General features: G+C 44.4%; 19 protein-coding genes, 2 tRNA genes and 1 pseudogene. 10 read left to right on the top strand and 12 right to left on the bottom strand.

The window, feature by feature from the left end:
• Positions 1-9 precede the first annotated feature (9 nt).
• Both RHM67_RS03350 and RHM67_RS03345 read left to right on the top strand, forming a co-directional pair.
• Positions 10-216 carry a hypothetical protein gene (locus tag RHM67_RS03350; protein ID WP_322230622.1) on the top strand — a complete coding sequence of 69 codons (207 nt, stop codon included), beginning with the start codon at positions 10-12 and terminating at the stop codon, positions 214-216.
• Complete coding sequence (locus tag RHM67_RS03345; RefSeq protein WP_322230621.1) at positions 213-1,400, top strand: hypothetical protein; 1,188 nt, start codon at positions 213-215, stop codon at positions 1,398-1,400. The genes RHM67_RS03350 and RHM67_RS03345 overlap by 4 nt, the downstream gene beginning before the upstream one ends.
• A gap of 158 nt (positions 1,401-1,558) precedes the next feature.
• On the opposite strand, the gene RHM67_RS03340 is transcribed toward RHM67_RS03345, so the two are convergent.
• From RHM67_RS03340 to era, 4 genes are all read right to left on the bottom strand, one after another.
• The gene (locus tag RHM67_RS03340) at positions 1,559-4,732 is read right to left on the bottom strand and encodes an ATP-dependent DNA helicase (protein WP_322230620.1); all 3,174 of its coding nucleotides are present in this window, start codon (positions 4,730-4,732) and stop codon (positions 1,559-1,561) included.
• A 45-nt stretch (positions 4,733-4,777) separates the two neighbouring features.
• Positions 4,778-5,470 carry a hypothetical protein gene (locus RHM67_RS03335; protein WP_322230618.1) on the bottom strand — a complete coding sequence of 231 codons (693 nt, stop codon included), beginning with the start codon at positions 5,468-5,470 and terminating at the stop codon, positions 4,778-4,780.
• A gap of 90 nt (positions 5,471-5,560) precedes the next feature.
• Entirely contained in the window at positions 5,561-6,862 is a 1,302-nt protein-coding gene (gene der, locus RHM67_RS03330; protein WP_252757527.1) for a ribosome biogenesis GTPase Der, read from the bottom strand.
• A gap of 130 nt (positions 6,863-6,992) precedes the next feature.
• Positions 6,993-7,868: a GTPase Era gene (gene era / locus RHM67_RS03325; RefSeq protein WP_252757526.1), complete on the bottom strand. Its 876-nt coding sequence runs from the start codon at positions 7,866-7,868 to the stop codon at positions 6,993-6,995.
• A gap of 146 nt (positions 7,869-8,014) precedes the next feature.
• Between era and RHM67_RS03320 the strand changes: the two genes are divergently transcribed.
• Positions 8,015-8,091, top strand: a tRNA-Met gene (locus tag RHM67_RS03320).
• A gap of 134 nt (positions 8,092-8,225) precedes the next feature.
• Positions 8,226-8,298: transfer RNA gene (locus RHM67_RS03315), tRNA-Met, on the top strand.
• A gap of 193 nt (positions 8,299-8,491) precedes the next feature.
• Here RHM67_RS03315 and RHM67_RS03310 read toward each other — a convergent pair.
• Entirely contained in the window at positions 8,492-9,304 is an 813-nt protein-coding gene (locus RHM67_RS03310; RefSeq protein ID WP_322230617.1) for a class I SAM-dependent methyltransferase, read from the bottom strand.
• Between the two features lie 148 nt (positions 9,305-9,452).
• On the opposite strand from RHM67_RS03310, the gene RHM67_RS03305 reads away from it, so the two are divergent.
• Positions 9,453-10,349, top strand: a complete 897-nt coding sequence (locus RHM67_RS03305) for a helix-turn-helix domain-containing protein (protein WP_416182865.1) — start codon at positions 9,453-9,455, stop codon at positions 10,347-10,349.
• A gap of 121 nt (positions 10,350-10,470) precedes the next feature.
• Here the strand turns inward: RHM67_RS03305 and RHM67_RS03300 are convergent.
• Positions 10,471-10,855 (bottom strand): annotated as a pseudogene (locus tag RHM67_RS03300) (transposase); the annotation flags it as partial.
• 35 nt (positions 10,856-10,890) lie between these two features.
• Here RHM67_RS03300 and RHM67_RS03295 point away from each other — a divergent pair.
• The 4 genes from RHM67_RS03295 (at position 10,891) to RHM67_RS03280 (ending at position 12,169) form a co-directional block, all read left to right on the top strand.
• A complete protein-coding gene (locus RHM67_RS03295) occupies positions 10,891-11,172 on the top strand; it encodes a glycerophosphodiester phosphodiesterase family protein (RefSeq protein WP_322230615.1) in 282 nt (93 codons plus the stop codon).
• Between the two features lie 38 nt (positions 11,173-11,210).
• On the top strand, positions 11,211-11,459 hold the full coding sequence (locus RHM67_RS03290; RefSeq protein WP_322230614.1) for a hypothetical protein: 249 nt from the start codon (positions 11,211-11,213) through the stop codon (positions 11,457-11,459).
• Positions 11,456-11,542: a hypothetical protein gene (locus RHM67_RS03285; protein WP_322232169.1), complete on the top strand. Its 87-nt coding sequence runs from the start codon at positions 11,456-11,458 to the stop codon at positions 11,540-11,542. Before RHM67_RS03290 ends, RHM67_RS03285 begins: the two co-directional genes overlap by 4 nt.
• Before the next feature lie 483 nt (positions 11,543-12,025).
• Positions 12,026-12,169: an integrase core domain-containing protein gene (locus RHM67_RS03280; RefSeq protein WP_322230613.1), complete on the top strand. Its 144-nt coding sequence runs from the start codon at positions 12,026-12,028 to the stop codon at positions 12,167-12,169.
• 131 nt (positions 12,170-12,300) lie between these two features.
• Here RHM67_RS03280 and RHM67_RS03275 read toward each other — a convergent pair whose 3' ends face one another.
• A complete protein-coding gene (locus RHM67_RS03275) occupies positions 12,301-14,565 on the bottom strand; it encodes a Tex family protein (protein ID WP_322230612.1) in 2,265 nt (754 codons plus the stop codon).
• A 115-nt stretch (positions 14,566-14,680) separates the two neighbouring features.
• Positions 14,681-17,140, bottom strand: coding sequence for a TonB-dependent receptor (locus RHM67_RS03270; RefSeq protein WP_322230611.1), 2,460 nt, complete (start codon positions 17,138-17,140; stop codon positions 14,681-14,683).
• A gap of 122 nt (positions 17,141-17,262) precedes the next feature.
• On the opposite strand from RHM67_RS03270, the gene RHM67_RS03265 reads away from it, so the two are divergent.
• Positions 17,263-17,922 (top strand): metal-dependent transcriptional regulator, encoded by a 660-nt coding sequence (locus RHM67_RS03265; RefSeq protein ID WP_322230610.1) that lies wholly within the window; start codon positions 17,263-17,265, stop codon positions 17,920-17,922.
• A 120-nt stretch (positions 17,923-18,042) separates the two neighbouring features.
• Here the strand turns inward: RHM67_RS03265 and RHM67_RS03260 are convergent, their stop codons facing one another.
• From RHM67_RS03260 to RHM67_RS03245, 4 genes are all read right to left on the bottom strand, one after another.
• Positions 18,043-19,668: an ATP-dependent DNA ligase gene (locus tag RHM67_RS03260; protein WP_322230609.1), complete on the bottom strand. Its 1,626-nt coding sequence runs from the start codon at positions 19,666-19,668 to the stop codon at positions 18,043-18,045.
• Positions 19,665-20,780 (bottom strand): ligase-associated DNA damage response exonuclease, encoded by a 1,116-nt coding sequence (locus tag RHM67_RS03255; protein WP_322230607.1) that lies wholly within the window; start codon positions 20,778-20,780, stop codon positions 19,665-19,667. The genes RHM67_RS03260 and RHM67_RS03255 overlap by 4 nt, the downstream gene beginning before the upstream one ends.
• 159 nt (positions 20,781-20,939) lie before the next feature.
• A complete protein-coding gene (locus RHM67_RS03250) occupies positions 20,940-23,084 on the bottom strand; it encodes a carboxy terminal-processing peptidase (RefSeq protein ID WP_322230606.1) in 2,145 nt (714 codons plus the stop codon).
• A gap of 190 nt (positions 23,085-23,274) precedes the next feature.
• Entirely contained in the window at positions 23,275-23,901 is a 627-nt protein-coding gene (locus RHM67_RS03245; RefSeq protein ID WP_322230604.1) for a hypothetical protein, read from the bottom strand.
• Positions 23,902-24,022: the final 121 nt, after the last annotated feature.

Here is a 24,022-nt window from a genome sequence, read left to right as displayed (position 1 = left end):
CATCTTACAATGAAAATATATCTCATAATACTCGCCTTGCTGGTATTGGCCATAACTGCCAACGCTCAGCAGATGGACAACATGCAACACATGCAAACGGATACCACTAAAAAACACATGAAGCACGACCACGCCAAAATGATGGCCAAAATGCAGCATGATACTACGAAGTACAACATGAGCATGACAGCCAATTTTCGCTGGATTTGCCGATGAACCGCGATGGTTCGGGAACTTCCTGGGTACCCGATGAAACGCCGATGTATATGTACATGGTGCATGGCAAAAAGTGGATGCAAATGATCCATGGAAGCTTTTTTGCACGATACAATAAGCAGGACCTGTTTAACAAAGGCAGCCGCGGCGGCAGCCAGTTTGATGTACCAAACTGGTTTATGTACATGGCGCAGCGCAAGATAGGCAGTAATGGTTTGTTCGCCATCAACACCATGTTCTCGCTGGATGCATTTACGGTAGGTAACGATGGCTACCCGCTGCTGTACCAAACCGGAGAATCTTACCAGGGCAAAAAACTGGTTGATCGCCAGCACCCGCATGACCTGTTTTCGGAACTGAGCGTGGCTTATACCCAGCGCGTGGCCAAGAACACAGATGTTTCCCTTTCCGTTGGGATGCCGGGCGAGCCCGCCCTTGGGCCACCGGCATTTATGCACCGAATTTCGGCCATGAATAACCCTGATGCGCCCCTAAGTCACCATTATGCGGATGCAACGCACATTACCTTCGGTACGGCTACCTTAGGATTTAGATACAAAAATGCAAAGTTGGAAGGATCGATATTCACAGGCCGCGAACCCGATGAACACCGTTACAATTTTGATAGACCAAGATTTGATTCTTACTCGGTGCGCTTGTCGGTTAACCCATCCAAGGAGTGGGCACTACAGGTATCAAATGGATGGCTAAAAAGCCCTGAGGAAGCCGAGCCAAATGATGATGTAGACCGATTTACCGCATCGGCCATTCATACTAAAATGCTTGGCGAAAATAGTTACGTAGCCACCACATTGGTTTACGGACAAAACCGCCACCATGGCCGCACGCAGCCTGCTGTGCTGTTAGAGAATAGCTTGCAATTAAATAAAACTGCCATTTACAGCCGGTACGAATATGTGCAAAAAGATGCCGGCGAACTCGACCTGGAAACCCTTTATCCCGGCAATCCAAACTATGGCACTAATGCCATAACACTTGGCACTAATCGCAGTGTGTCAACTTTTAAAAACACCAATCTAACCGTTGGTCTGCAAGCTACGCTGAACGCCTCTCCGCAGGCGCTGAAGCCACTTTATGGCACGGCACCCTGCCTTCCAGGTTTACCTGCGCATTACGCCCAGCCCCATGAAAATTGGCGTCAGCAAACGCAAGATGGATCATGATATGATGGATATGTAATTAAAAAGGGCGCTTAAGGCGCTCTTTTTAATTGTCATGCTGAACGATAGTGAAGCATCTGATCTACGCCAAGCAATTTACGATTGCATAGTTCAATAATAGATCCTTCGCTATCGCTCAGGATGACAAAGGGGAAATAGCTTTATTCCCCATCTTCTCCTTCGGCAACTTCCAGCAAACCTTCGGGTTGTTTAAAGTTACTTTTTACGAAGTGGCACCAGTCGCAGGTAACTTTACCACAACCTTTGTTAAAATCGTGGGCCATTATTTTTTGGTACACGGTGGTTATCTGTTGGGTGACATCTTCAATATCCTGAGGGGTAATCACCACTTTCGCTTTAAAATATTCGCCTTCTTTCTCGGGTTCTACAAAATCGAATATGGTGTTGATCACTTCCCAATCGTTGGTGCGGTCGTTATCTACCAGTATCTTGTAGAAAACCGCTTGGCGCCAGTAATCGCCTCCGTTTAGTTCTTCGTTGGTAGGCCGGTCCAGTTTTGACTTGGCGTTGCGCACACGGCCGGTTTTATAATCAACCACGGTTACCTGTTTGCCGTCAAATTCTATCTTATCCAGGTTGCCCTTTATAGGCACACCTGCCACTTCTATGTTTTTAATACTTCGCTCGGTTTGGGCTACTTTGTTCCAGGTGGGCACATTTTGTTCGTAGTATAGCGGTAAGATCTTTTCGCCATAATCCACGCGGCGTTTAAAATCTTCTTTGGTGAATGAATCGCGATTGCGGTACATATACCAGCGGAACTCTTTTAAAAACTCTTCGGTAGATAAAAACTCGTCGTTGTTCTCTTTTAAGCGGCGATACGTTTTATTAAGCGCCCAGTGTACCGCCTGCCCAAACGTAGCCGACGGACTTTTGCCCGATGGTACCCTGATCAGACATTGGAAATAGAACCTAAGCGGGCAATCCAAATAATTACTCAGGTGGGTTACCGATAGCGTATAATTCTGCAGCAGTTGATTAATATAGTTCCTATCCAGCAGCTCCACTACCGGCTTATCTGCCTCGCTAAATTGGGTGGCGAAGAATTCCAGCATATCATCGCTGCTTACTTTGGGTCGGTCTATCAATAAATGCGTATCTGCCAAAATCTCGCCAATAAACTGCGACGGCTCCTGGTCTTTACCGTTTTTATCCTTGCCCGCGTAAGAAATATTAAGGCATTGTTTTGAACGGGTAAGTGCCACGTAAAACAGTCTGCGCGCTTCTTCTTTTTGGGCGATGTCGTCAGATGCTGCCCTCGTCAAGGTATCCGGGTAGCTGAACCCGCTGTTGCGGCCTTTGCTGTCCCATGTTTTTTTATCGCAACCAATGAAGAACACATGCTCAAACTCCAGTCCTTTTGAACCATGCGCGGTTAGGAAGTTGATGCCGTTATCAGAAAAGATCACCTTGTTCAATTCCAGCCTGATGTTGTTTTTGCGCATCAGGTCGATGGTAACGATCAGGTCGGATAATTTTATTTCGGGGTTCTTGCGGCTTTCATCTTTCAAAAAGTCAAAGAAGCTGGTAAGCACCTGCATGTGCACGCCTTTATCGGGCTGCTGCATAATATATTTTAGGATGCCCACCTTGGCTATCACATTCTGGAAAAACTGTTGCAGCGTAACGCTTAATGCATCAGTCAGTAACGCATCAATATCGTTCACCAAAAATTTCATTTCCTGCGCAGCTGGCTTGCTGAACAGATCTGCCTGGGCGGCTAACTTAATTTCGCTGATGTAACGGCGCAGCGAGGTCTTAGGCAGGTTATTGATTGCCGTGCCGAAGTTCTCCTTTGATACCGCGATGCTCGCCTTAGCGATCTCGATAGGCGGGATGGAGAAGAAATCGTAATGCAGTATCTCAAACAGCAACTCATCACCACTGTAAGGCGAATCCAGTTCCATGCTCAGGTAGCGCAATATGTTGATGATCTTTTCGCCGAAGGGGATGGTCAACACATCTATCTTGCGTTTGGTGTTTACCGCGATATGCTGGGTATCTAAAAAATGAAGCAACTCTTCTACCTGACTGTGGTTGCGGTAAATCACCGCAATTTCGCCCGGCGGGGTGCCTTTATCCACCAATCGTTTTATTTGCAGGGCAACATCCACCAGTTCCTGGCTTGGGTTTTCGTATTCTTTGATGACAGGTTCAACAATTTCCTCAATGAAGCGAGGATGCGATGCCTTCAGGTTTTTATCGAGTTTTAACTGAGCGGTTAAGCGTTCGTTATTATTGTTGATCAGCGCCCTCGAAATATCCAGGATATGCTGGTTGGAACGGTAGTTATGCTTTAACACTACCGTTTGCAGGGTAGACACGTAATCCCCGGCAAAATCAAGAATGTTCTTCATGTTTGCCCCCTGGAACTTAAATATCGACTGGTCGTCATCGCCCACCACAAACACGTTGGGTGTTTCCCAATAGTTCAACAGAAATTTTAACAGCTCGTTTTGCGAGCCGCTGGTATCCTGGAACTCATCCACCAAAATATATTGGTAGCGCTCCTGATAACGGCGCAGGATCTCGTCATTCTCGCGGAAGGCTTTTAGCACCCACAGGATCATGTCGTCGTAATCGTACCAATTGTTATCGCGCATTTTGCGGGAGTAGTTCTGGTACTCGCTTACAGCAGCCAGCAGTTTGCTCATGGCCTCCTGCACCTTGTCAATATCCTTTTGCTTGGTATCGCCTATGGCGATACCCGCTTTTGCATTGGCTCGTTTGTAAACAAACTCCTCGCGGTTTGGCAGATCGTCCAAATATTCCTGTACAGCTTGTTTGATCAGGTCCTCCGTCCAGTTCTCGGTCTTCATGGTCGAGAACAGTTTTTTTAGACGTGGTGCATCATAGTAAACGTCGCCGGTAAACCGCTTTAATAAATGGTCGTTGCCAAACTCATCCACCAACTCGCGGAACAGCATAGCCGATTCCAGATCTGATAATGCCTCTAAATTCAGCTTGCCAAAATACTCCAGGTTTTCCTGGATGATCTCGTTACAAAACGCGTGGAAGGTGTAAATATTAATCCGATAGGCATCGGGCCCAATAAACTCGAATAAACGTTTGCGCATGGCAACAGCGCCGGCATCGGTATACGTAAGGCAGAGGATCTCGCTTGGCAAGGCATCGGTATCAGTCAGGATCTTGCCGATACGCGCCGCCAGGATCTGCGTTTTACCCGTGCCCGGCCCGGCAACTACCAGCACAGGGCCATCCATTTGGTTAACGGCAGCCAACTGCTCGGGATTTAACCCGGCAAGCGCTTCCTGAAATTTGACGTTATATTTATTGAGTGGAGAATTTGTCATTAGTAGAGTAAAGATAATTACAATGTAACTGATATTGTAAGCCGTCTAAAAATCAAGTGAACCCGTTCGCTCAATTCGTGTTTCACCTAAATACGTTTCAGCATTTTCATTAAAATACAACGTTTTTGCAAACCTATCCGTTTTATGTTGGAGATAAAGGCTTAACAATATTTCGTCTTCAGCTTTGCCTAAAAGTCGCTCGCTTAGTTCTTTCCAGCCGTTAACGCGAAAGTAGTCATCGTTTGGCGGGCCAATCAAAGTATTATAGATTTGATTAATCTGCCCTACGCTGGTTGTCGATATCGATTTGGTAAACCTATTCTCCGGATCTTCATGTTCAATGGTCTCCTGAATTAATTTCAATTTCAACTTAGGATCAACGTAAAGGTCATCCCTCTTTAAAAACATTTGAAGCAATTTCTTTAAGAGCACAGCGTCTTCTTCTAAGTTTCCCCCCTTATATTGGGCACTATCCCGATTAACTTGAAAACTCCGCAATAAAACCGAATGGTGATATTCTTCTGTTAATATTTTAAAAATACAATTGCTTGTCCAGCTACGGGCGAACGCTATTACATTATTTAACGTAAAAACATTCCATTTTTCATCCATACTACCTGAATAAATCCCATTTTGAAAAACGCTATATTCTTCTTTCGAAATAATGATATTAAGTTCAGCTTCCCTGTAGTTTAATGGAAAGGAAGATATAATCTTTTCTTTTTTATTAATATCCATTGTATTATTGCTTGCGTCAATATAGTTAATATTTAAACAAAAATAGCGATGAGTAAACCCATCGCTATCATATATAAAAGTCTAAACTTCTTATTTCTGCCTGAACCAAACCTGGATAGGCGCTCCTGAAAATTCGAAATTGGCGCGCAATTGGTTTTCAATAAAGCGGTAGTATGGTTCTTTTACATACTGCGGCAGGTTACAAAAGAACGCGAACATGGGTGATGTACCCGCTATCTGCGTAATGTATTTAATTTTTACGTACTTGCCTTTTAATGATGGCGGCGGATATTTTTCGATGATCGGCAGCATGATCTCGTTCAGCTTGCTGGTTGGGATCTTGCGGGCACGGTTGGCGTAAACCTGGTTGGCTACTTCAATTACCTTTAGCACGCGTTGTTTTTCCAATACCGATGTAAACACAATAGGCACATCGCTAAACGGCGCTAATTTCTGGCGGATCTGTTCTTCAAATACCTTAATGGTTTTGTTGTTTTTTTCGATCAAATCCCATTTATTTACCACGATCACCACACCTTTTTTATTCTTTTCGGCAAGGTGGAAAAGGTTCACATCCTGTGCTTCCAAGCCATCAACCGCGTCGATCATGATGATAACCACATCAGCTTCTTCCAATGCTTTGATGGTACGCATTACCGAGTAAAATTCGATATTCTCTTTTACCTTGGTTTTTTTACGCATCCCGGCAGTATCGATCAGCATAAAATCATGACCGTACTGGTTATAATGAATATGTATAGAATCGCGCGTGGTGCCGGCAATAGGCGTTACAATGTTACGCTCCTGCCCTATAAGGGAATTGATGATAGATGATTTACCTACGTTAGGGCGGCCAATAATGGCATACTTAGGGCGGGTGTTCTCCTCAAAAGGAACATCCTCAAAGTGCTTCACAACCTCGTCCAACAATTCGCCGGTGCCTGAGCCCGTCATAGACGACAGGGTGTAGATCTCACCTAAGCCTAAGCTGTAAAACTCGGAAGCATCAGCCAGTTGGGCGTTGTTATCCAGTTTGTTTACAACCACAAACACCGGCTTTTTACCTTTACGCAAAAGGTTGGCAATTTCATCATCAAGGTCGGTGATACCGGTGGTAACATCAACCATAAATAAAATTACCGAAGCCTCCTCGATGGCGATAAGCACCTGCTCGCGGATGGCTACTTCAAAAAGCTCGTCGGAATTGGCTACGTAGCCGCCGGTATCAATCACCGTGAATTTTTTATCGATCCACTCGGATGTACCGTAATGCCTGTCGCGGGTTACGCCGCTAAAATCGTCAACAATAGCTTTACGGCTTTCGGTTAAACGGTTGTATAAAGTGGATTTCCCAACGTTGGGCCTGCCTACTATAGCTACTATATTACTCATGATTATAGAGAGTCAAGAGCCAAGATACCAAGACATAAGACAATAGCCCTTTATGATACCTTAACCCGAATTATTACAAAGTTAAATTTTTGTCTTGAATCTTGATGTCTTGCATCTTGATTCTCTTTTTTTATTCGTACCCGAATTTTTTCAGGTAATTTTTTTTGCTGCGCCAGTCGGGGATAACTTTAACAAACATTTCCAGAAAGATCTTCTTCTGGAAAAAATCTTCCATATCCCTGCGGGCGTAGGTGCCTACTATCTTCAGCATTTCCCCTTTGGTGCCTATGATGATATTTTTCTGCGAATCGCGCTCTACAATAATTTCGGCGCTGATGCGGTGCAGTTTTTCGCCCTCCACAAACGCGGTTACAATAACCTCGGTGCTGTATGGAATCTCTTTTTTGTATTGTTTAAAGATCTGCGCGCGGATCATTTCCGATGCGAAGAACCTGTCGTTCCTGTCCGTCAAAGCATCCTTCTCATAATAAGCGGGGTGCTCCGGCAAACCGTCCAACACAAAATCCATCACGGCTTTTATATTATGATCCAACAATGCAGATATAGCGTAGATGGCTTTCGGGTTTAATTTCTCCTGCCAGTATTCTACTTTTTCTTTCACCTCTTCCTCGCTGGATAGGTCTATCTTGTTGATCAAAACAACCAGTGGGGCGGTAGAGCCTTCCAGTTTTTTGATCACATCCTGCTCGTTAAATTCCTCGTGGATATCGGTAACCAGCAGTATCAGGTCAGCATCTACAATAGAGCCGTCTACCTGGTGCATCATACTTTCGTGCAATGCGTAGTGTGGTTTAATGATACCCGGGGTGTCCGAAAACACAATCTGGTAGTCGTCGGTATTTACAATTCCCAAAATTCGGTGGCGGGTGGTTTGCGCCTTTGGGGTGATGATCGACATTTTTTCGCCCACCAATGCGTTCATAAGGGTTGACTTACCCGCGTTGGGCTTACCAATTATACTTACAAAACCTGCCTTATGCGCCATAAAAAAATAATTAAAATATTATTTGGACTGCAAAGAAACGAATTATATCTTTGCAGTCCAATTAAAAGGAACAGCAAATTGCTTTTTTACAATTGGAAACAAACATTTCGGAGTTATGCCCGTTATGTAATACACCAAAAAGATAGTGCGGGATGGAGCAGTTGGTAGCTCGTCGGGCTCATAACCCGAAGGTCGTAGGTTCGAGTCCTGCTCCCGCTACCCAAAACAAAAGCCTTTAACGAAAGTTAGAGGCTTTTGCTTTCTTATAGTGTGGCTAATTTATTAATTGCCGAAACAGGGTGTTACTGAATACTAATAAACTTGCAGATTTTATGACTGCAATTAAATTTAAAATAGTGCGGGATGGAGCAGTTGGTAGCTCGTCGGGCTCATAACCCGAAGGTCGTAGGTTCGAGTCCTGCTCCCGCTACCTAAAAATGAAAGCCTTTAGTCGAAAGACCAAAGGCTTTTTTTATTGGAGATTAATGGTGCAGTGATAACACCTACCGCAGGCTAATTTGCAAACCATCTGCCAATTGACTCGACTTCAGCCATGTTGAGCATCGGAATAAATAAGCAGCCGTCTATAATTGGTATAAATTCTAAACTTACGCTTTAAAGTGTTATTTGGCCACTATAACCTTTAAAAAATTGGCCTTTATATATGTACTGTCTTCAACGTCACTTATGTTTTGGCTGTTGAATAATACTTCCAGCTCCTGTTGAAGTGCCTGGCTATTATTATTTTTTTCGGCTGCTTCAAAAGCATTCATAGTGGGGCCATAATATTGTTTAAACACTTCAACAAATTTCGCCGGCTTATAATCTGCTTTAAAAGCAAACGTTTCTTTAGTGAAGGAGATGTTTTCTTCCCGAACGCCGGCCTTGGTAAAACGTTCTACAACATTTTTTTCAACACCCCAAAGCATCGGGCTGACAAAACCTTCAGGCGGCGGTGGCATATAGGCCGAACTAATTTTGAGTATTTGTGCAACCAGTGTTGAATCGCCGGGTATCCAATTCCCCATTATTATTTTGCCACCAGGTCGTGTTAAACGGACCATTTCTTTAGCCACATCAAATGGTTTAGGTGCAAACATAGCACCGAATATGCTTACTACCATATCAAAAGATTCATCCTGTAAATAATTAAGATCAGTAGCATCCCCTTGCCGAAAGGTGCAGTTAACTATTCCTTCAGCCTTAACCCTGGCATTCCCGGCCTTTACGAGGTTTTCTGCTATGTCAACCCCTAAAACCTGTGCGCCGAGTTTCGCCTCGGGAATGGCAGTCGTGCCATCGCCACAACCGAGATCAAGAACCATTAGATCTTTCTTGATTTCCAGTTTTCTAACCAGTTCTTCACCACTCTCGCGCATGGTTGCTGCAATTTTTGTGAAGTCGCCTTTTTCCCATAGTGCTTTATTTGGATTCATATGATTAATGATTTAATTGTTAATTAATAATCTTTCATTATTTATATTATCAAAATTAGCCATATAGGCCGAAAACAGTTTGTCTAAAAAGGTCAGATAAGTGACTTTAAAGTCCAAAAAGAATTAACTTCATGTTTTAAATTGCTTTATGAAAAACCTGTATGAAAGTATCCTGCAGTACCCGAATTATTACAGGCAGTTTAATTGTAACGATTCACTTATTACTGCTTTTAGCTGCCCGGCTGAAGTGCGCTTGCTAAAAAACAAGTTTTCAGCACTTTGGACACAATACAATTATTTATTTTATGTGGTAGAAGGCAGGAAGATGTGGCATACATCCGAGGGCTCTTACGATATTAGAACAGGGAGTTGTATATTCATCCGGAAAGGGGCATTTGTGTTGGAACAATTTTTTGATGTTGGTTTTTGCCTGATATTGTTCTTCATTCCAGATAATTTTATTTGCCAAACACTAGGCAAAAAATTCAATGTGCCAATTAAGCAAAAATTTCATAAGCAGGTAATAACTTTAAACTCCAGCGAAAAGATGGCGGGTTTCTTTCTCTCTATGGCGTCTTACTTCAGCGAGGCAAGGGAACCGGCGCAATCCTTATTAGAGCTTAAGTTTAAGGAACTAATCCTGACAATAGCTGATAATCCTTTCAATGGCGAGCTGCTATCTTACTTTTGCACCCTGAAAAATGAGCCAAGCCGAGTGGCGCTGGAAAGAACCATGACGGATAATTTTCGTTATAATCTTAAATTAGAACAATTCGCCCAATTAAGTAATCGCAGCCTTTCTGCATTTAAAAGAGATTTTCAAGCGATATTTGATACCACACCTGGCAGATGGTTGTTGGAAAGGCGTTTATTACATGCTAAAAGCCTTTTAAACAATAATAATAGAAAAGCTATTAGTGATGTAGCTTTTGAAAGTGGCTTCCAAACCGTTGCCCACTTCAGCAGGTCATTTAAACAACGATTCGGCCTAACTCCCTCAAAAATTACTTCTTCTTCAGACTGGGCGCAAACAGACATTAAATAGCGGCAAAATTTGTAAATCATTCATCAAGCGGCTCGATAATAGCCCTGTTGGGGCTACCTAAAAAGCAAAAAGCCTCAAGTCGAAAGTGGACTGCCCCCCAAAAGTTGGACGAAGTTAAAGATTAATTACAATGATGAGCCCGGTATTTTATCGGGCTCATTCCGTTTAAATTGAGTTTGATTCTGTCGTTGTTATAGTAGCTGATATATTCTTTATATGTCGTTTTTTAGTTCATCAATTGAGATGTATTTTTTAAGATAGAACATTTCAGATTTGATGGTTTCGAAGAAGTTCTCAATAATAGCGTTATCGTAACAGTTCCCTTTTCGGGACATGCTTTGTGTTATGCCCTGCTCATTTAGCATCTGTTTATACTTAGTCATTCTGTACTGCCAGCCCTGATCAGAGGGGAAGGTGGGCCTTTGATGCCCGTCAAGCGTTTTAAAGGCATCTTCCAGCATATTCGATACTTGCTTAAAGTTAGGCGATTCGGAAAGATCGTAACTATCTTAAAAAAACAAAAGACGGCATTATTATCATTATGCACGACGGTACAATTGACCGAACCACAAATGCTAAAGAAAAGCCTTCTGAGTACACATTAGAGGAAATTCGAAAATTTGGCTTAAAAAATGGCATAGGCCGGGTCACCAATAACCCGATCCCGACCATGCAGGAAGTCATGCTGGCTTTAAAAGGTATCGGTGTTAAAGTGACCCTGGATAAAAGTCATGAATACTACGAAGAGGCATTCGCACTGCTAAAGCAACAGGTACGCTCAAACAGGCCATATTTAAAGCTGAAGCTACTTACGATCAGGTAAAACAAAAATATCCGAAACTGATAGAAAGTATAACTTTTATGCCGGTGGTAAATATTGACAGGCCAGACGCTAAGCAGATTATTACAGAATATCTCAAAAATATGAAATCTTATGCTTTTGAACTTAACTTCACAAAAGACACGTCGGCTATATTAGCCGACAATAAATTCATCACTAAAACCGGTGCAAGGGTTTGGCTTAATTCCCTTTGGGCATCGCTATATGCGGGACACGATGATGATAAAGCCGTTGAAATGGGGAATAAAATGATAGCTGGGACTGGCTGATCAATCACGGTGCGGCTATCATACAAACCGACAGGCCGCAGTTGATGCTGGAATATCTTCGTAAAAAACAGCTTCACAAATAATTGGCAGGTATATCTTACTCAGCTCATTTATGATATGCAAACCCCGGATAGGTCTACACTGCTCTGGGGTTTTGCGTTATTGTAACTAAACGATAGGACACCACCTCTTATTTTAATGCAATGCCGATAAGGTATCTTTAACTGACAGGTTCATCGGACTTGTTTCTGTTTGAATCCCGTATTGCGGCTTCTTTCGGGAATTGCGACCGCGTATTTAATTCCTTAAAAAGCTCATAGTAAAAGAAAAAATTACTTTGCGGCTTATATTGATTATGCATCAATGTAGAAAATTACCTTTGCTTAAATTGTTAGGATTGGGCGTCGGCAACTGCCCTAATGATATCCCGGTTTCACTGATCTCGACCCCGTCTACTAACGGATTCGTTGCTGGGTGAAAAATTTATACTTTTAGTTGGCTAAATGCTTTGTTAACTAAAAGTAAATAATTTTATGTCGGATTTTATGAATAGTCTTTAATTTTCATTGAAATTTATTACTGATTTTGATAGCCTCGAAGAATTGGAAGACGAACTACTTAAGTACCTTGTTTACTACAATTGGAAACGCCCCCACCAAGGTATTAATGGTAAAAAACCTATCAAAATGGCCACCCTAAACAACAAATAAAAACACCTAATTCTATGGTCGAATTACGTAACCCTTACAATTGCGAGGAACTAAGCAATCTCTACATAGGCAGAGCGGCTCTGTATAGCAAAGAGATTGCTTCGTTCCCCGCAAAGACGGACTTTAAGATTTTATTTAAACTTATTTTTAAGCGCAGCCAGTTTGCTCATCATGTCCATTTCTGGTTCCGGCTCTGCTTTAGGCTTAGGTATAAAACTCGTTTGAACCGGCTTTGAGGCTTGTGGCCTTGGTGCAGGGGCTTGTCTTTTCTCATTCTCCTTCATGCTTAGCGCGATGCGTTTGCGGCTTACGTCTACCTCGGTTACAGTAACTTCTACCTTTTGATGTACTTTAAGCACCTCGTTAGGGTCTTTAATAAAACGGTTGGTTATCTGGCTCAAATGCACTAATCCGTCCTGGTGTACGCCAATATCTACAAATGCACCAAAGTTGGTGATGTTAGTAACGATGCCCGGTAGTTTCATGCCTAACTTAAGGTCGCCAATGGCGTTAACACCTTCAGTAAAGCTAAAGGCCTCGAACTGCTCACGAGGGTCGCGGCCAGGTTTGGCAAGCTCGGCCATGATATCGTTAAGGGTTGGTAAACCTACCGCGTCCGAAATGTATTTTTGCAACGGGATAGATTTGCGCAGGGTACTATCACTCATCAGGTCCTGCACGCTGCATTTCAGGTCCTTAGCCATTTGCTCAACCAACGTATAACGCTCGGGGTGGACAGAACTACTATCCAATGGGTTCTCCGCTCCGCGGATGCGTAAAAAACCGGCTGCCTGCTCGTATGCCTTATCACCTAAACGCGCGACTTTCTTCAACTGGTCGCGGCGTTTAAATGCGCCGTTTAGGTTGCGGTATTCTACAATATTTTGCGCCAGCTGTGGGCCAAGGCCGGATACATAGGCAAGTATCTGTTTCGATGCAGTATTCAGTTCAACACCCACGGCATTAACACAACTCATTACGGTATCATCCAATGACGTTTGCAATTTGTTTTGATCAACATCGTGTTGATATTGCCCAACACCGATTGATTTTGGGTCGATCTTTACCAGTTCTGCCAGCGGGTCCATCAAACGGCGACCGATTGATACAGCCCCTCTCACAGTAATATCCTTATCAGGGAACTCCTCGCGGGCAACATCCGAAGCGGAGTAAATAGATGCGCCGCTTTCGTTCACCATAACAATGGTAGCGCCCGGCAGGTTCAGGTTGCGTATAAACAGTTCTGTTTCGCGGCCTGCGGTGCCATTGCCTATGGCAATGGCTTCTATATTACATCGCTCAAATAAATGCTGAACGGTTTTCTCGGCCTCCTTTGCCTGGCCTGCACCAGTATGCGGGTAAATGGCAGTGTTTTCTAACAGTTTACCCTGCTCATCCAGGCAAACTAATTTACAACCCGTTCGAAAACCCGGGTCTAAAGCCATTATGCGTTTCTGACCAAGAGGTGCACCTAACAATAGCTGGCGGGCATTCGCTGCAAATACGCGGATGGCTTCTTCGTCGGCTTTTTTCTTAGTCAATAAACGAATTTCGGTTTCCATAGATGGTTTAAGCAGGCGCTTATAACCATCGGCAATAGCCAAACCAACTTGCGTTGCTGCGGCATTGCGTGAGGTTATAAATTCGCGCTCTAACAGGGCTAAGGCATCCTCTTCGGTTGGTTTAATATCCAGGTAAAGGATCTCTTCTTTTTCGCCTCGGCGCATGGCCAGGATGCGGTGGGATGGTGCCGATTTTACAGGCTCCGTCCACTCAAAATAATCTTTGTATTTAATGCCTTCCTGCTCTTTTCCGGGGGCAACTTTCGACTCAAAAACACCTTTTTCCGTAAATAATTGACGCATTTTCGCGCGTGTTTCTGCATTTTCACTGATGTGTTCGGCAATAATATCGCGGGCACCGGCCAAGGCATCGTAGGCAGTGGCAACGCCTTTTTCGTCATCAATAAATTTACGGGCTTCCAGTTCCGGGTCAATACTTCGCTGGGCAAGGATAACATCGGCCAATGGCTGCAACCCTTTTTCGCGGGCGGCGGTAGCACGGGTTTTACGTTTAGGGCGGTAGGGCAGGTAGATGTCTTCTAACTGTACCATTGTTTCGGCCGCATCTATTTGCTTTTGTAGTTCGGACGTTAACTTGCCCAGATCAGTAAGCGATTTCAGGATAGCCTCGCGGCGTTTATCCAGCTCGCGCAATTGCAGTACACGGTCGCGGATGGCGGCTACCTGTACCTCATCAAGGCTGCCGGTAACTTCTTTACGATAACGTGATATGAACGGCACAGTTGCGCCTTCATCAAGCAAAGCGATTGTCGCGCTTACCTGTTTGCTGCCAACAGAAAGTTCCCGGGCTATTTTGATATTATATGATTCCATTATATGATTTCACAGATTAGTCCCGATAGCTATCGGGAGATTACACCGATTACCGGGAATGCGAAGTTGGCACTCTTTGGGGAGAAATCAAACGGATATTTTTCAACTATTCGTGTTAAAACGGCACAATAACCTTCACACTTAAATTCCTGCCGATATTATAGATACCGCTGCGGCCGTTGGGCGATGCATTGTAGTACTCAAAATACTTTAACCGGTTGAGATTTGATTGATAGGCGACATCAAACAGGTTATCAGCCTGAAAAAATAATTCGCAAATGATTTTGCCTGATTTTGCTTTTAGTGTCGAACCAATGCCCGCATTGATCAGCGTGTAGCCCGGAGTAGGGGTTTCTGTATCATTTAAAGCGTAGAACTTGTTTTGGGCTGCGTAGGCATCTGCCTCGGCACGGAAATACACTTTGGAAAAGACCCCATAGGTGCCCTGCAGTTTAAGTTTTACTTCCGACCTGATATGCAACGGCGGGATAAATGGCAGGTACCTGGCTGCGCCGTTACTTTGGGCTATCAGTTTCTCGTTTTGATTGAGGCCTATTACATAAGCTGCACTATTGTTCAGCTCGAACCATTTGGCGTTATGCGGGTGCAGGTTAAACGTAAACTCGGCGCCATATAACCGCGCTTTAGATTGCTGGTACTGGTAAGTAGTATTACCCGGCACAATAATAACCGGGTTGCCATTGGCATCGTCTAACCGGGATTGGTAGATGTAATTCGAGATATGGTTATTGAACACCTCCAGCATAAAGTCGGCATCTTTTAGGTAGGCAATAAAGCCAAGATCCTCCTGCAGACTAAACTCCGGCTCGAATGTCCGGTTACCCAAATAAACAATGTGCGCGCCAGGATCGAGGCCGTTGCTGCCAATTTCTGTAATGTTTGGCGCACGGTAGCCACGGGCTATGTTAGCCTTTAAGAGCACGCGTTCGCTCACGTTGTAAGTAAGCCCCAAACTACCCGAGATACCATGATAAGTATGTTTAAAGTTAGGGAACTGCAACCTGCCGCTTGGGTCGGCAGCTATAACACGTTGCTCAAATCCGTTAGCCGGGTTAGCGCCGACGTAAAAATCATTCCATTTGATATTACGGGTATCATAACGCACACCGCCCGATATATTCGTTTTGCCAATGCTTTTCTTCACGAAAAAGAACCCACCAATATCAAACAAATTATAATCGGGTATTGGGAAATCGGTAGCGTTTTTACTGCGGTTGGTTTGGGCGATGCCATTTACCCCAAACGAAGATCCCCACCCATTAACCACCTGCGGGCTGTACCTGAAATCGTAGTTCAAAGTATTCAGCGTAACGTAAAGCCCGGCCTGATCTGGTTGTGTGGGGTGGTTATACTCGCGCCTTACGCTTTGTTGCCAGCCAAGTGCCGAAGCAAAAATGCCATTGCCCAGTTTAATTTCGGTTTTGTTGTAAATGCGATAATGCTGGATATGCTGATGCAACGGCGTAACACCGTACGATGTCATCCATTCCTGCGGGGCAAAAGGACGGTTCTTGATATTATCGTTACCTGCTTCGGCCACCTGAACGGTAAACCTGCGGGTAAGCGAATCGCGGCTGCCATCGGGGATTTCCTGTTTGTTATTATAGGTAGTTATTACGAATTGCGACGACCCCCATTTTTTATCTACCCTTGCCATTCCTGAAAGAATATATTCCTGAAACGCCGAATTGTAAACATAGCCGTCGACTTTATTTTGATAATTATGGGCCGCCTTGCCGGTAGCCCGGAAGGCATATTTCCAGTCATTTTTTTTGTAGGATAGCCCAAGCGACGAACCTATCAGCCCGTTATTACTATGGTAATCGGTAATAATATCACCATTCAGTTTGCCATCCTCGCCATTGGGGATGTAGGGAATGAGGTTGATAACCCCCGCCAACGCGTCCGACCCATAGGTTAAACTTGCAGGGCCTTTGATAACCTCGGCGCGGGAAATGCCGTACTGGTCAACCTCGATGCCGTGCTCATCGCCCCATTGCTGCCCTTCCTGGCGAATGCCATCATACAAAGTAAGCACGCGGTTATAGCCCAGCCCACGGATAAACGGCTTAGAGATATTTGGCCCCGTGGTAACCGCCGTAACCCCCGGGATGCCCTTTACAATAGCATCAATTATATTATTGTTTACGTGTTGGTCGATGTCTTTTTTGCTTAAAACTACAATAGGCACGGGGTTGCTGCGCAGTTCGGTAGCACGAGATACGCCGGTTACTACCACTTCGTTTAGTTTAGAGCTACCTTCTTTTAATTCGGCATGCTGGGTAACGGGTTCGCCGGTGGCGATGGTCACTTTTATACGCTCGGGGAAATAGCCAATGCTGCTGAACATTATGGTATATTCGCCAGGCTCTATGTTTTTTATCTCGTAAAAGCCTTTATCATTGGTTGTTGTGCCGTGTTTGGTGCCGATTAGGGCGACAGTAGCGTAAGCCAATGGCGCATTATTTACCGTCACGGTTCCCTTTAAGGAATTTTTTTGTGCCGATGCTGTAAGTGTAGAAAGTATTATTATGATTATTAGTAGATGGCGCATAACTTTTTTTTGCACAAACGTATATAAATAATATAATTAATCTATTAAATAAAATTAGGCAAGACTAATTTTATTTATAACCATATGTTTTTGTTTATGTTTGTATAACCTAATAAATAAGTATGCATACGCTATCCGAAGAAAATTACCTGAAATGTATTTATCGCCTTTGGCAGGACAAAGGGCAAAAGATAACGCCCACTGCCATTGCGGAGTCGCTTGGTAACAACCCGGCATCGGTGGTGGATATGATTCGTAAACTTACCGACAAGCAACTGATATCGTACGATAAAAAGAAAGGTGTAGAACTGACCGCGCAAGGGCAAAAGGATGCTACATTAATTGTGCGCAGGCACCGCCTTTGGGAAGTTTTTTTGTTAGAGAAACTGGGCTACCACTGGGACGAGATCCACGATATTGCCGAAGAACTGGAGCATATTAAAGATGCTACGCTTGCAGACAGGCTGGATAAATTCCTGGGTTTCCCGGAGTATGACCCGCATGGCGACCCAATACCAAAAGCCAATGGAAAAATGGCTAAACGTTTTTCTACCACCCTTGCCGATGTTAAAACCGGTGGCAGTTGCCGCGTTGTGGCTGTAAAAGATACCACCAGCCAATTTTTGCAATATCTGGTAAAACTGGATATCAATATCGGCACAAAAATTCAATTGATAGAGAAGATCCCATTCGATAGTTCGCTGGTGATCAGTATCAATGGAGCAGAGCATAAAACGGTTTCGCAAAAGTTTGGAGAGAGTTTGCTTATAGATAATTCTTAAATCTTTTCCGCGCGCGTCATTGCTGTAAGCGATAGCGCGGCAATCCCCTACTTACAGAGCCGCAGACAAGTCTATCGAAGATTGCCACGCTACGCTCGCATTAACGTATTTTATATTTGTTTACCCACCATGCTCACCCAACAGATTCTTTAAACTTTCCAGCGTATCAGCTTCTTCCTTCGGTTTATCATGCCGCCACCGTAAGATTCTTGGGAAACGCAGGGCGATGCCCGATTTATGTCGGGATGATTTGTTGATGCCTTCGAAACCTATTTCAAAAACCAGCTCGGGTTTTACGGTACGTACGGGACCAAATTTTTCTAATGTATTGCGCTTTACAAAATAATCTACCTTGTTGATCTCGGCATCGGTAAGGCCACTATATGCTTTGGCGAATGGCACCAGTTTATCACCATCCCAAACGGCGAAGGTATAATCAGTATACAAATCGGCACGGCGGCCGTGGCCTTTTTGGGCGTAGATCATCACAGCATCAACCGAGAGCGGGTCTATCTTCCACTTCCACCAATCGCCGCGGCGGCGGCCAACCTGGTATTCAGCGCTTTTGCGTTTCAGCATAATACCTTCGGCAATCATGGCGCGGGATTGCTCCCTTGTTTTTTCCAACTCTTCCCAGCTATCAAATTTAATGAGTGATGAAATGCGGAACACTTCCGGGAACTCGGTTTCGGCCTGTAATTTTTCCAGCATTTCTCTCCGTTCCAACTGTGATTTGTGGCGGATATCTTCGCCCGCATATTCCAGGCAATCGTAAACGATGGTAGCCACCGGGCTATCGGTCAGGATCTTTTTACTCAGGTTTTTACGCCCGATGCGTGTTTGCAGCACACTGAACGACATGGGTAAGCCATTCTGAAAACTCAGGATCTCGCCATCCAGCACGGTGCCATCCGGCAATGCATTCAGGAATGGATGTAGCTCCGGGAATTTCTCGGTAGCCAAGTCTTCACCGCGGCTCCAGATAAAGATCTCACCGCCGCGTTTTATCATTTGCGCTCGGATACCGTCCCATTTCCACTCGGCCTGCCAGCCGGTAGCATCACCCAAGGCATTACCCACATCCTCTGCCGATTTTCGTTTCTCGGATGTTTCTTGGATAGGGTAAGCCAAAAAGAAAGGGTAAGGGCGCGAAATGTTATCTGCAGCGTTTTGTTCTTGGATCAGCTGGTCATAAGTATAATCCTCGGGCATCCAGCTACCCATAATACGGTGGGTAAGTGCAGGGGCTTCTATCCCGGTAATATCCGCCAAAGCTTTTACCACCAGGTTACTGGAAACGCCAATGCGGAAGCTGCCTGTAAGCAGTTTGTTAAACACAAAGCGTTCCTGCCTGTCCAGCATCGCCCATGATTCTATTAGCCACAGTTTTCTTTCTTCCTCGGTACGGGCGGCTTGTTGGTTAATCTCGGCTATCCACTCCGTTAACGTTTTACTGCTGCTACCGGGGCTTTCGGGCATCAATAACGACATCGTTTCGGCCAGATCACCTACAACGTGGTAGCTTTCTTCAAACAACCATTGCGGAATGTTTGATGCCTCAATGGCCCAGGTACGGATCAATGTTGAATTGATTGGGCGCTTAGGCCGCCTGCCGGTGAACAGGGCAAGCATGTGCATTTTATCGGTATCGGGTACGTTGGTGAAATAGTCCTTCAGCACCTTAACTTTCTCGTTGGTTTTGTTGGTCTCGTCTAAGGAGAGGAAGAGTTGTGCGAATGCTTTCATATGACAGCCCATCCAGCCCCTTCTAAATCTCCTCCGCTGGTTAGCTGAGAGGCTTTTTGATTGTTTTGAGTGCCAGGAAGCTCCTCCCCTCCCGGGGGAGGTTGGGTGGGGGCCTCCGCGTCTTCTTCTTCGCCGCCATAAAGGGTCTGCACTTCGCTGGCGCTAAAGCCTATTTCGTTCAAATACCGGGTGAATGAAGCGGTATAGCCGTGGGTAAGGTAAACACATTCACAATCCGTTGCGTCAATGGCGCTTACCAGGCCATTCCAATCGGCATGGTCCGACATGATGAACCCCCTATCGGCAGCGCGGCGGCGTTTTGCTCCACGGATAGCCATCCAGCCGCTGCAATAGCCAAAACTATACGGGCCAAACTTGCGCATCCAGGGTGTGCCTACTGATGATGGCGGGGCAATGATGATGCCTTTGCGGACTTCTTCTTTTGATGATTCTATAGTGATACGCTCGGTTGGGTTCAATATCACACCGTTACGGCGCAGGGCTTCGTTGGTGTTTTCGATAACGCCGTGGGTATACACTTTACCAATGCTCAGATCAAGATTTTGCAGGATGCGCTGGGCCTTGCCTAATGAGTAGCCCACGATAACCGTAGCCACGCCATTTTCGACATTGGTGCGCCACCAGTTGTTCACTTCAGTAAAAATTTCAGTTTGTGGTTTCCATGAATATACCGGCATCCCGAAGGTACACTCGGATATAAAATGATGGCATTTTACCGGCTCAAAAGGGGTAGAAATACCGTCATCGTCCGTCTTGTAATCACCGGAAACCACCCAAATAACGCCCTTGTATTCAATTCTGATCTGCGCCGATCCAATCACATGCCCTGCCGGGAACATCGAGATGCTCACACCATGTTTTACCACTGTTTCGCCATACTCGATGGTGCGCAAATTGATATCGCCAAGGCGGTAAAGCATCACCTCGCGCGACAGGTGGTGCGCCAAATAATTCTTGTGCCCAAAATAGGCATGGTCGGCGTGGGCGTGGGTGATCACGGCATCGTCTACAGGTTTCCAGGGGTCGATATAAAACCGGCCCTGTTCGCAGTAAATGCCCCTGTCAGTAAATTCAAGCAGTGGTTTAGCCATGGTTATAGTAATAACCTATGGCGATGAAATTAGTTTGCGGTCGCAGGGGCCTTTTCAAGAGACCTGCGAGGCCAATGGTTCGACAGGCTTACCATGATAATAGGCCACAAAAAAGAGGCGCGAGAATATCGCGCCTCTCAATATATCTAAACCTTTGTATTAGTTTGTACCTGCCGGTTTTACGGTGGTTAACTTGCTGCCTAAAGTAAGGTAGTCTGTTAGTACCTGGCCTGCTTCTTTCTGCAGGAAGTCTGTATCCTCGTTTTTAGGTTTTACCTGGCCTTTTTTCAATGGCGATAAACCCAAGGCTACACGGCGAAGGTTGTTATGTTCAAACGCTTTTTGCTCATCTGCATCACGCTCTTGTTTAAGCTTCTGCTCGTTAAGAGTTACGCTTTTCTCACCAGACTGTTTTTTAGACTCTTCAATATCTTGTAGCAGGTATTTATAACTCTGGCTTGCGGCCATACGGTCTTCATGTAACTTTTTAAGCTGCGGCAAAACGGTAGTAAAATTACCTACAGCAGTGTAATCGCTTTTTTCGATCACATCAAAGGGCATTGCAGATGGCTCGGTATCTTCACCATATTTATCCAATGGGATGATAGACGGGAAATCAACATCGGGCAATACACCTTTATGTTGGGTAGAATTACCGTTAATACGGTAGAATTTAGCGATAGTTAAATTCAGCTGCCCAAACTTATTCTGGCTGCCTGTAGCTACTGTTTTGGTTTTACCCGCAACAGCTAATAATTTATCTTTTAATGATGGGGTGATCACCTTATCCAGGTCGATAGCGTTTTGTACCGAACCTTTACCATAGGTTTGTGTACCTAAGATCAGGCCACGGCCATAATCCTGTATTGCGCCCGAGAAAATCTCTGATGCGGACGCGCTAAAGCGATCTACCAGTACCGCTAACGGGCCCGAATAAGCAATAGCAGGGTCATCATCTTTATCAACCTCTACCTGGTTACGCGAATCGCGCACCTGCACAACAGGTCCGGTTTTAATGAATAAGCCCGTAAGCTCAACAGCTTCCATTAAAGAGCCGCCACCATTTTGGCGAAGGTCTATAACTACGCCGTCAACATTCTCGCGTTTAAGAGTGTCTAATATCAGCTTAACATCACGGGTGGTGCTTTTGTAATTAGGGTTGCCTGCTTTGTAGTCGGCAAAATCAAGGTAAAACGCCGGGATAGAAATAACACCTATCTTAACAGCTTTGCCATTTTGCATATACGTACGTATCTCATTTTTAGCAGAGATATCTTTCAAAATAATTTTTTCGCGCACCAGTTCAATTACCCTTGGCTTAGCAGTTGGTGAAACGCCCTTAGCTAATAATTGTAACCTTACAGTTGTGCCTTTAGGGCCACGGATCAGCGCGATAGCATTATCTATTCTCCAACCCACAACATCCTGAAATTCGCCGGTTTTGCCTTGTGCTACCGCTATGATACGGTCATCGGCATTTACCAGTTTGCTTTTATCGGCAGGGCCGCCCGGGGTAACGCTCTTAATGGTTACAAATTCGTTCTCCATTAATAGTGATGCACCGATACCTTCTAAAGAACGCGACATGTCAATATTAAAATTCGCCGCGTTTGACGGGTTGAAGTAATTGGTGTGCGGGTCAATAGCTTCGGTGAACGAATCCATAAACGCCTGGAACACGTCCTGGTTAGATAATTTGTTTGATTGAGAAAGGATGTTGGTGTAACGTTTCTTCAGCGTTTCTTTATTTGCGGCAAGTTCTTTACCGGTAAGCTTAAGGTTAAGCAGATCGTATTTTACGCGTTGCGCCCAAACATTATGCAGGGCGGTTTCTGATGCTGCCCACGGCAACTTATCACGGTCGTAAGTGTAAGTATCATTCTGGCTAAAATCAAAGCTTTTGCCCAATTGCGCTATCGAAAAGTTAACATACTCGGTATATCGTTTTTGGAATACATTAAAAATGTAAAATACATTAGCCAGGTTACCGGCCTTGATATCATCATCAAACGTAGTTTTGAACTGGTCAAATTCTTTAAGATCTGATGCTAACAGGTAATTATGGTTCTCATCCAATTTTTTGATGTAACGGTCATAAATAATAGCGGACACCGAATCATTTAACGGCACTTTTTTATAGTTATAATCAGAGATGAGCGTATAAACATATTTTAAAACAACGCTTTGCTGCTCATCGGGTTGCAGATCATTAGGGCCTGCGTGTTTGTAGTTTACTTTGGCCGGGGCGGCATGGCACGCAAACGCGGTAGCTAATGCCAGCATTAAATATAATTTCTTGAACATATCTTTTACACTATTTAAATCGGGACCTGTGTGAAACATCAATACTTTTGCCTGTTTTTAATTTGTACAATAAAAAAAGAGACAGCCACAAAGCCGTCCCGCTAATATATTGAATAACAATATTACAATAATGTTTGGGTTGTTTTATTATAGATGCCGCATTTTACCTAATTGTTACAAAAACAGGCTTTTATTTAGATTTACCGGTAACGTCAACGGCTTCGGCGTAGCGCAGCTCTGATTTTGGTAACCAAACCTTGTTGCTTTGTACAAACTTGATCTTGCTATCTATTAACTTAACGTCATCGGTACGGCCTGTAGTACGTGCAAGGTCGCGCGCCTCGGCAAGGTCCTGCTGTGCCTGGGTCAAATCGCCAAGGTCGGCTTTAATAAGGGCCAAGCTAATTAAGTTATTAATGGTGTGTTGGTAGTCGTTTTGTTGTTTGGAGATGAGGATGCTTTGCAGATAGTACCACTTAGCTTCCGACAGGCGGTTTTCGCCAACATAGATCTTTGCAAGTTCGCTAAAGCGGTAGCTGGCTAAAGCATATTCGCGGAAACGCATGTTGTGCTGGGCCGCGCGCATTACTATACGCTCATTAATTTCAAGGCTAAACTGGCTACGCGCTATTATATTTTTTGCGAGTCTTTTCGGGTTGTAGCGGGCCGGTTTGTCTGCCAAATACCTTTTAAGGGAATGGTCTTTTACCTGTGATATTTGAGCGTAACGCACGTGCTTTTTAAAATCGCCGCGCCACCATTGGGCAGATGCCGACAGTTTTAAACCGCAAAAGATCACTAATATTAAGTATCGCATTTAAATTATAAGCGGGGGATATTAAGTTAATTAATTTAACTGGTATGCAAATATAAAAAATACTCTTTTGATTTGCAATGCCTTAAACCGGGTATAAATGGCTGTTATTTACAGCCTTGCA

This window comes from Mucilaginibacter sp. 5C4 (assembly GCF_034345625.1).
GTDB classification, from domain to species: Bacteria; Bacteroidota; Bacteroidia; order Sphingobacteriales; family Sphingobacteriaceae; genus Mucilaginibacter; species Mucilaginibacter aurantiaciroseus.
This window is presented reverse-complemented; position numbering and strand designations above follow the sequence as displayed.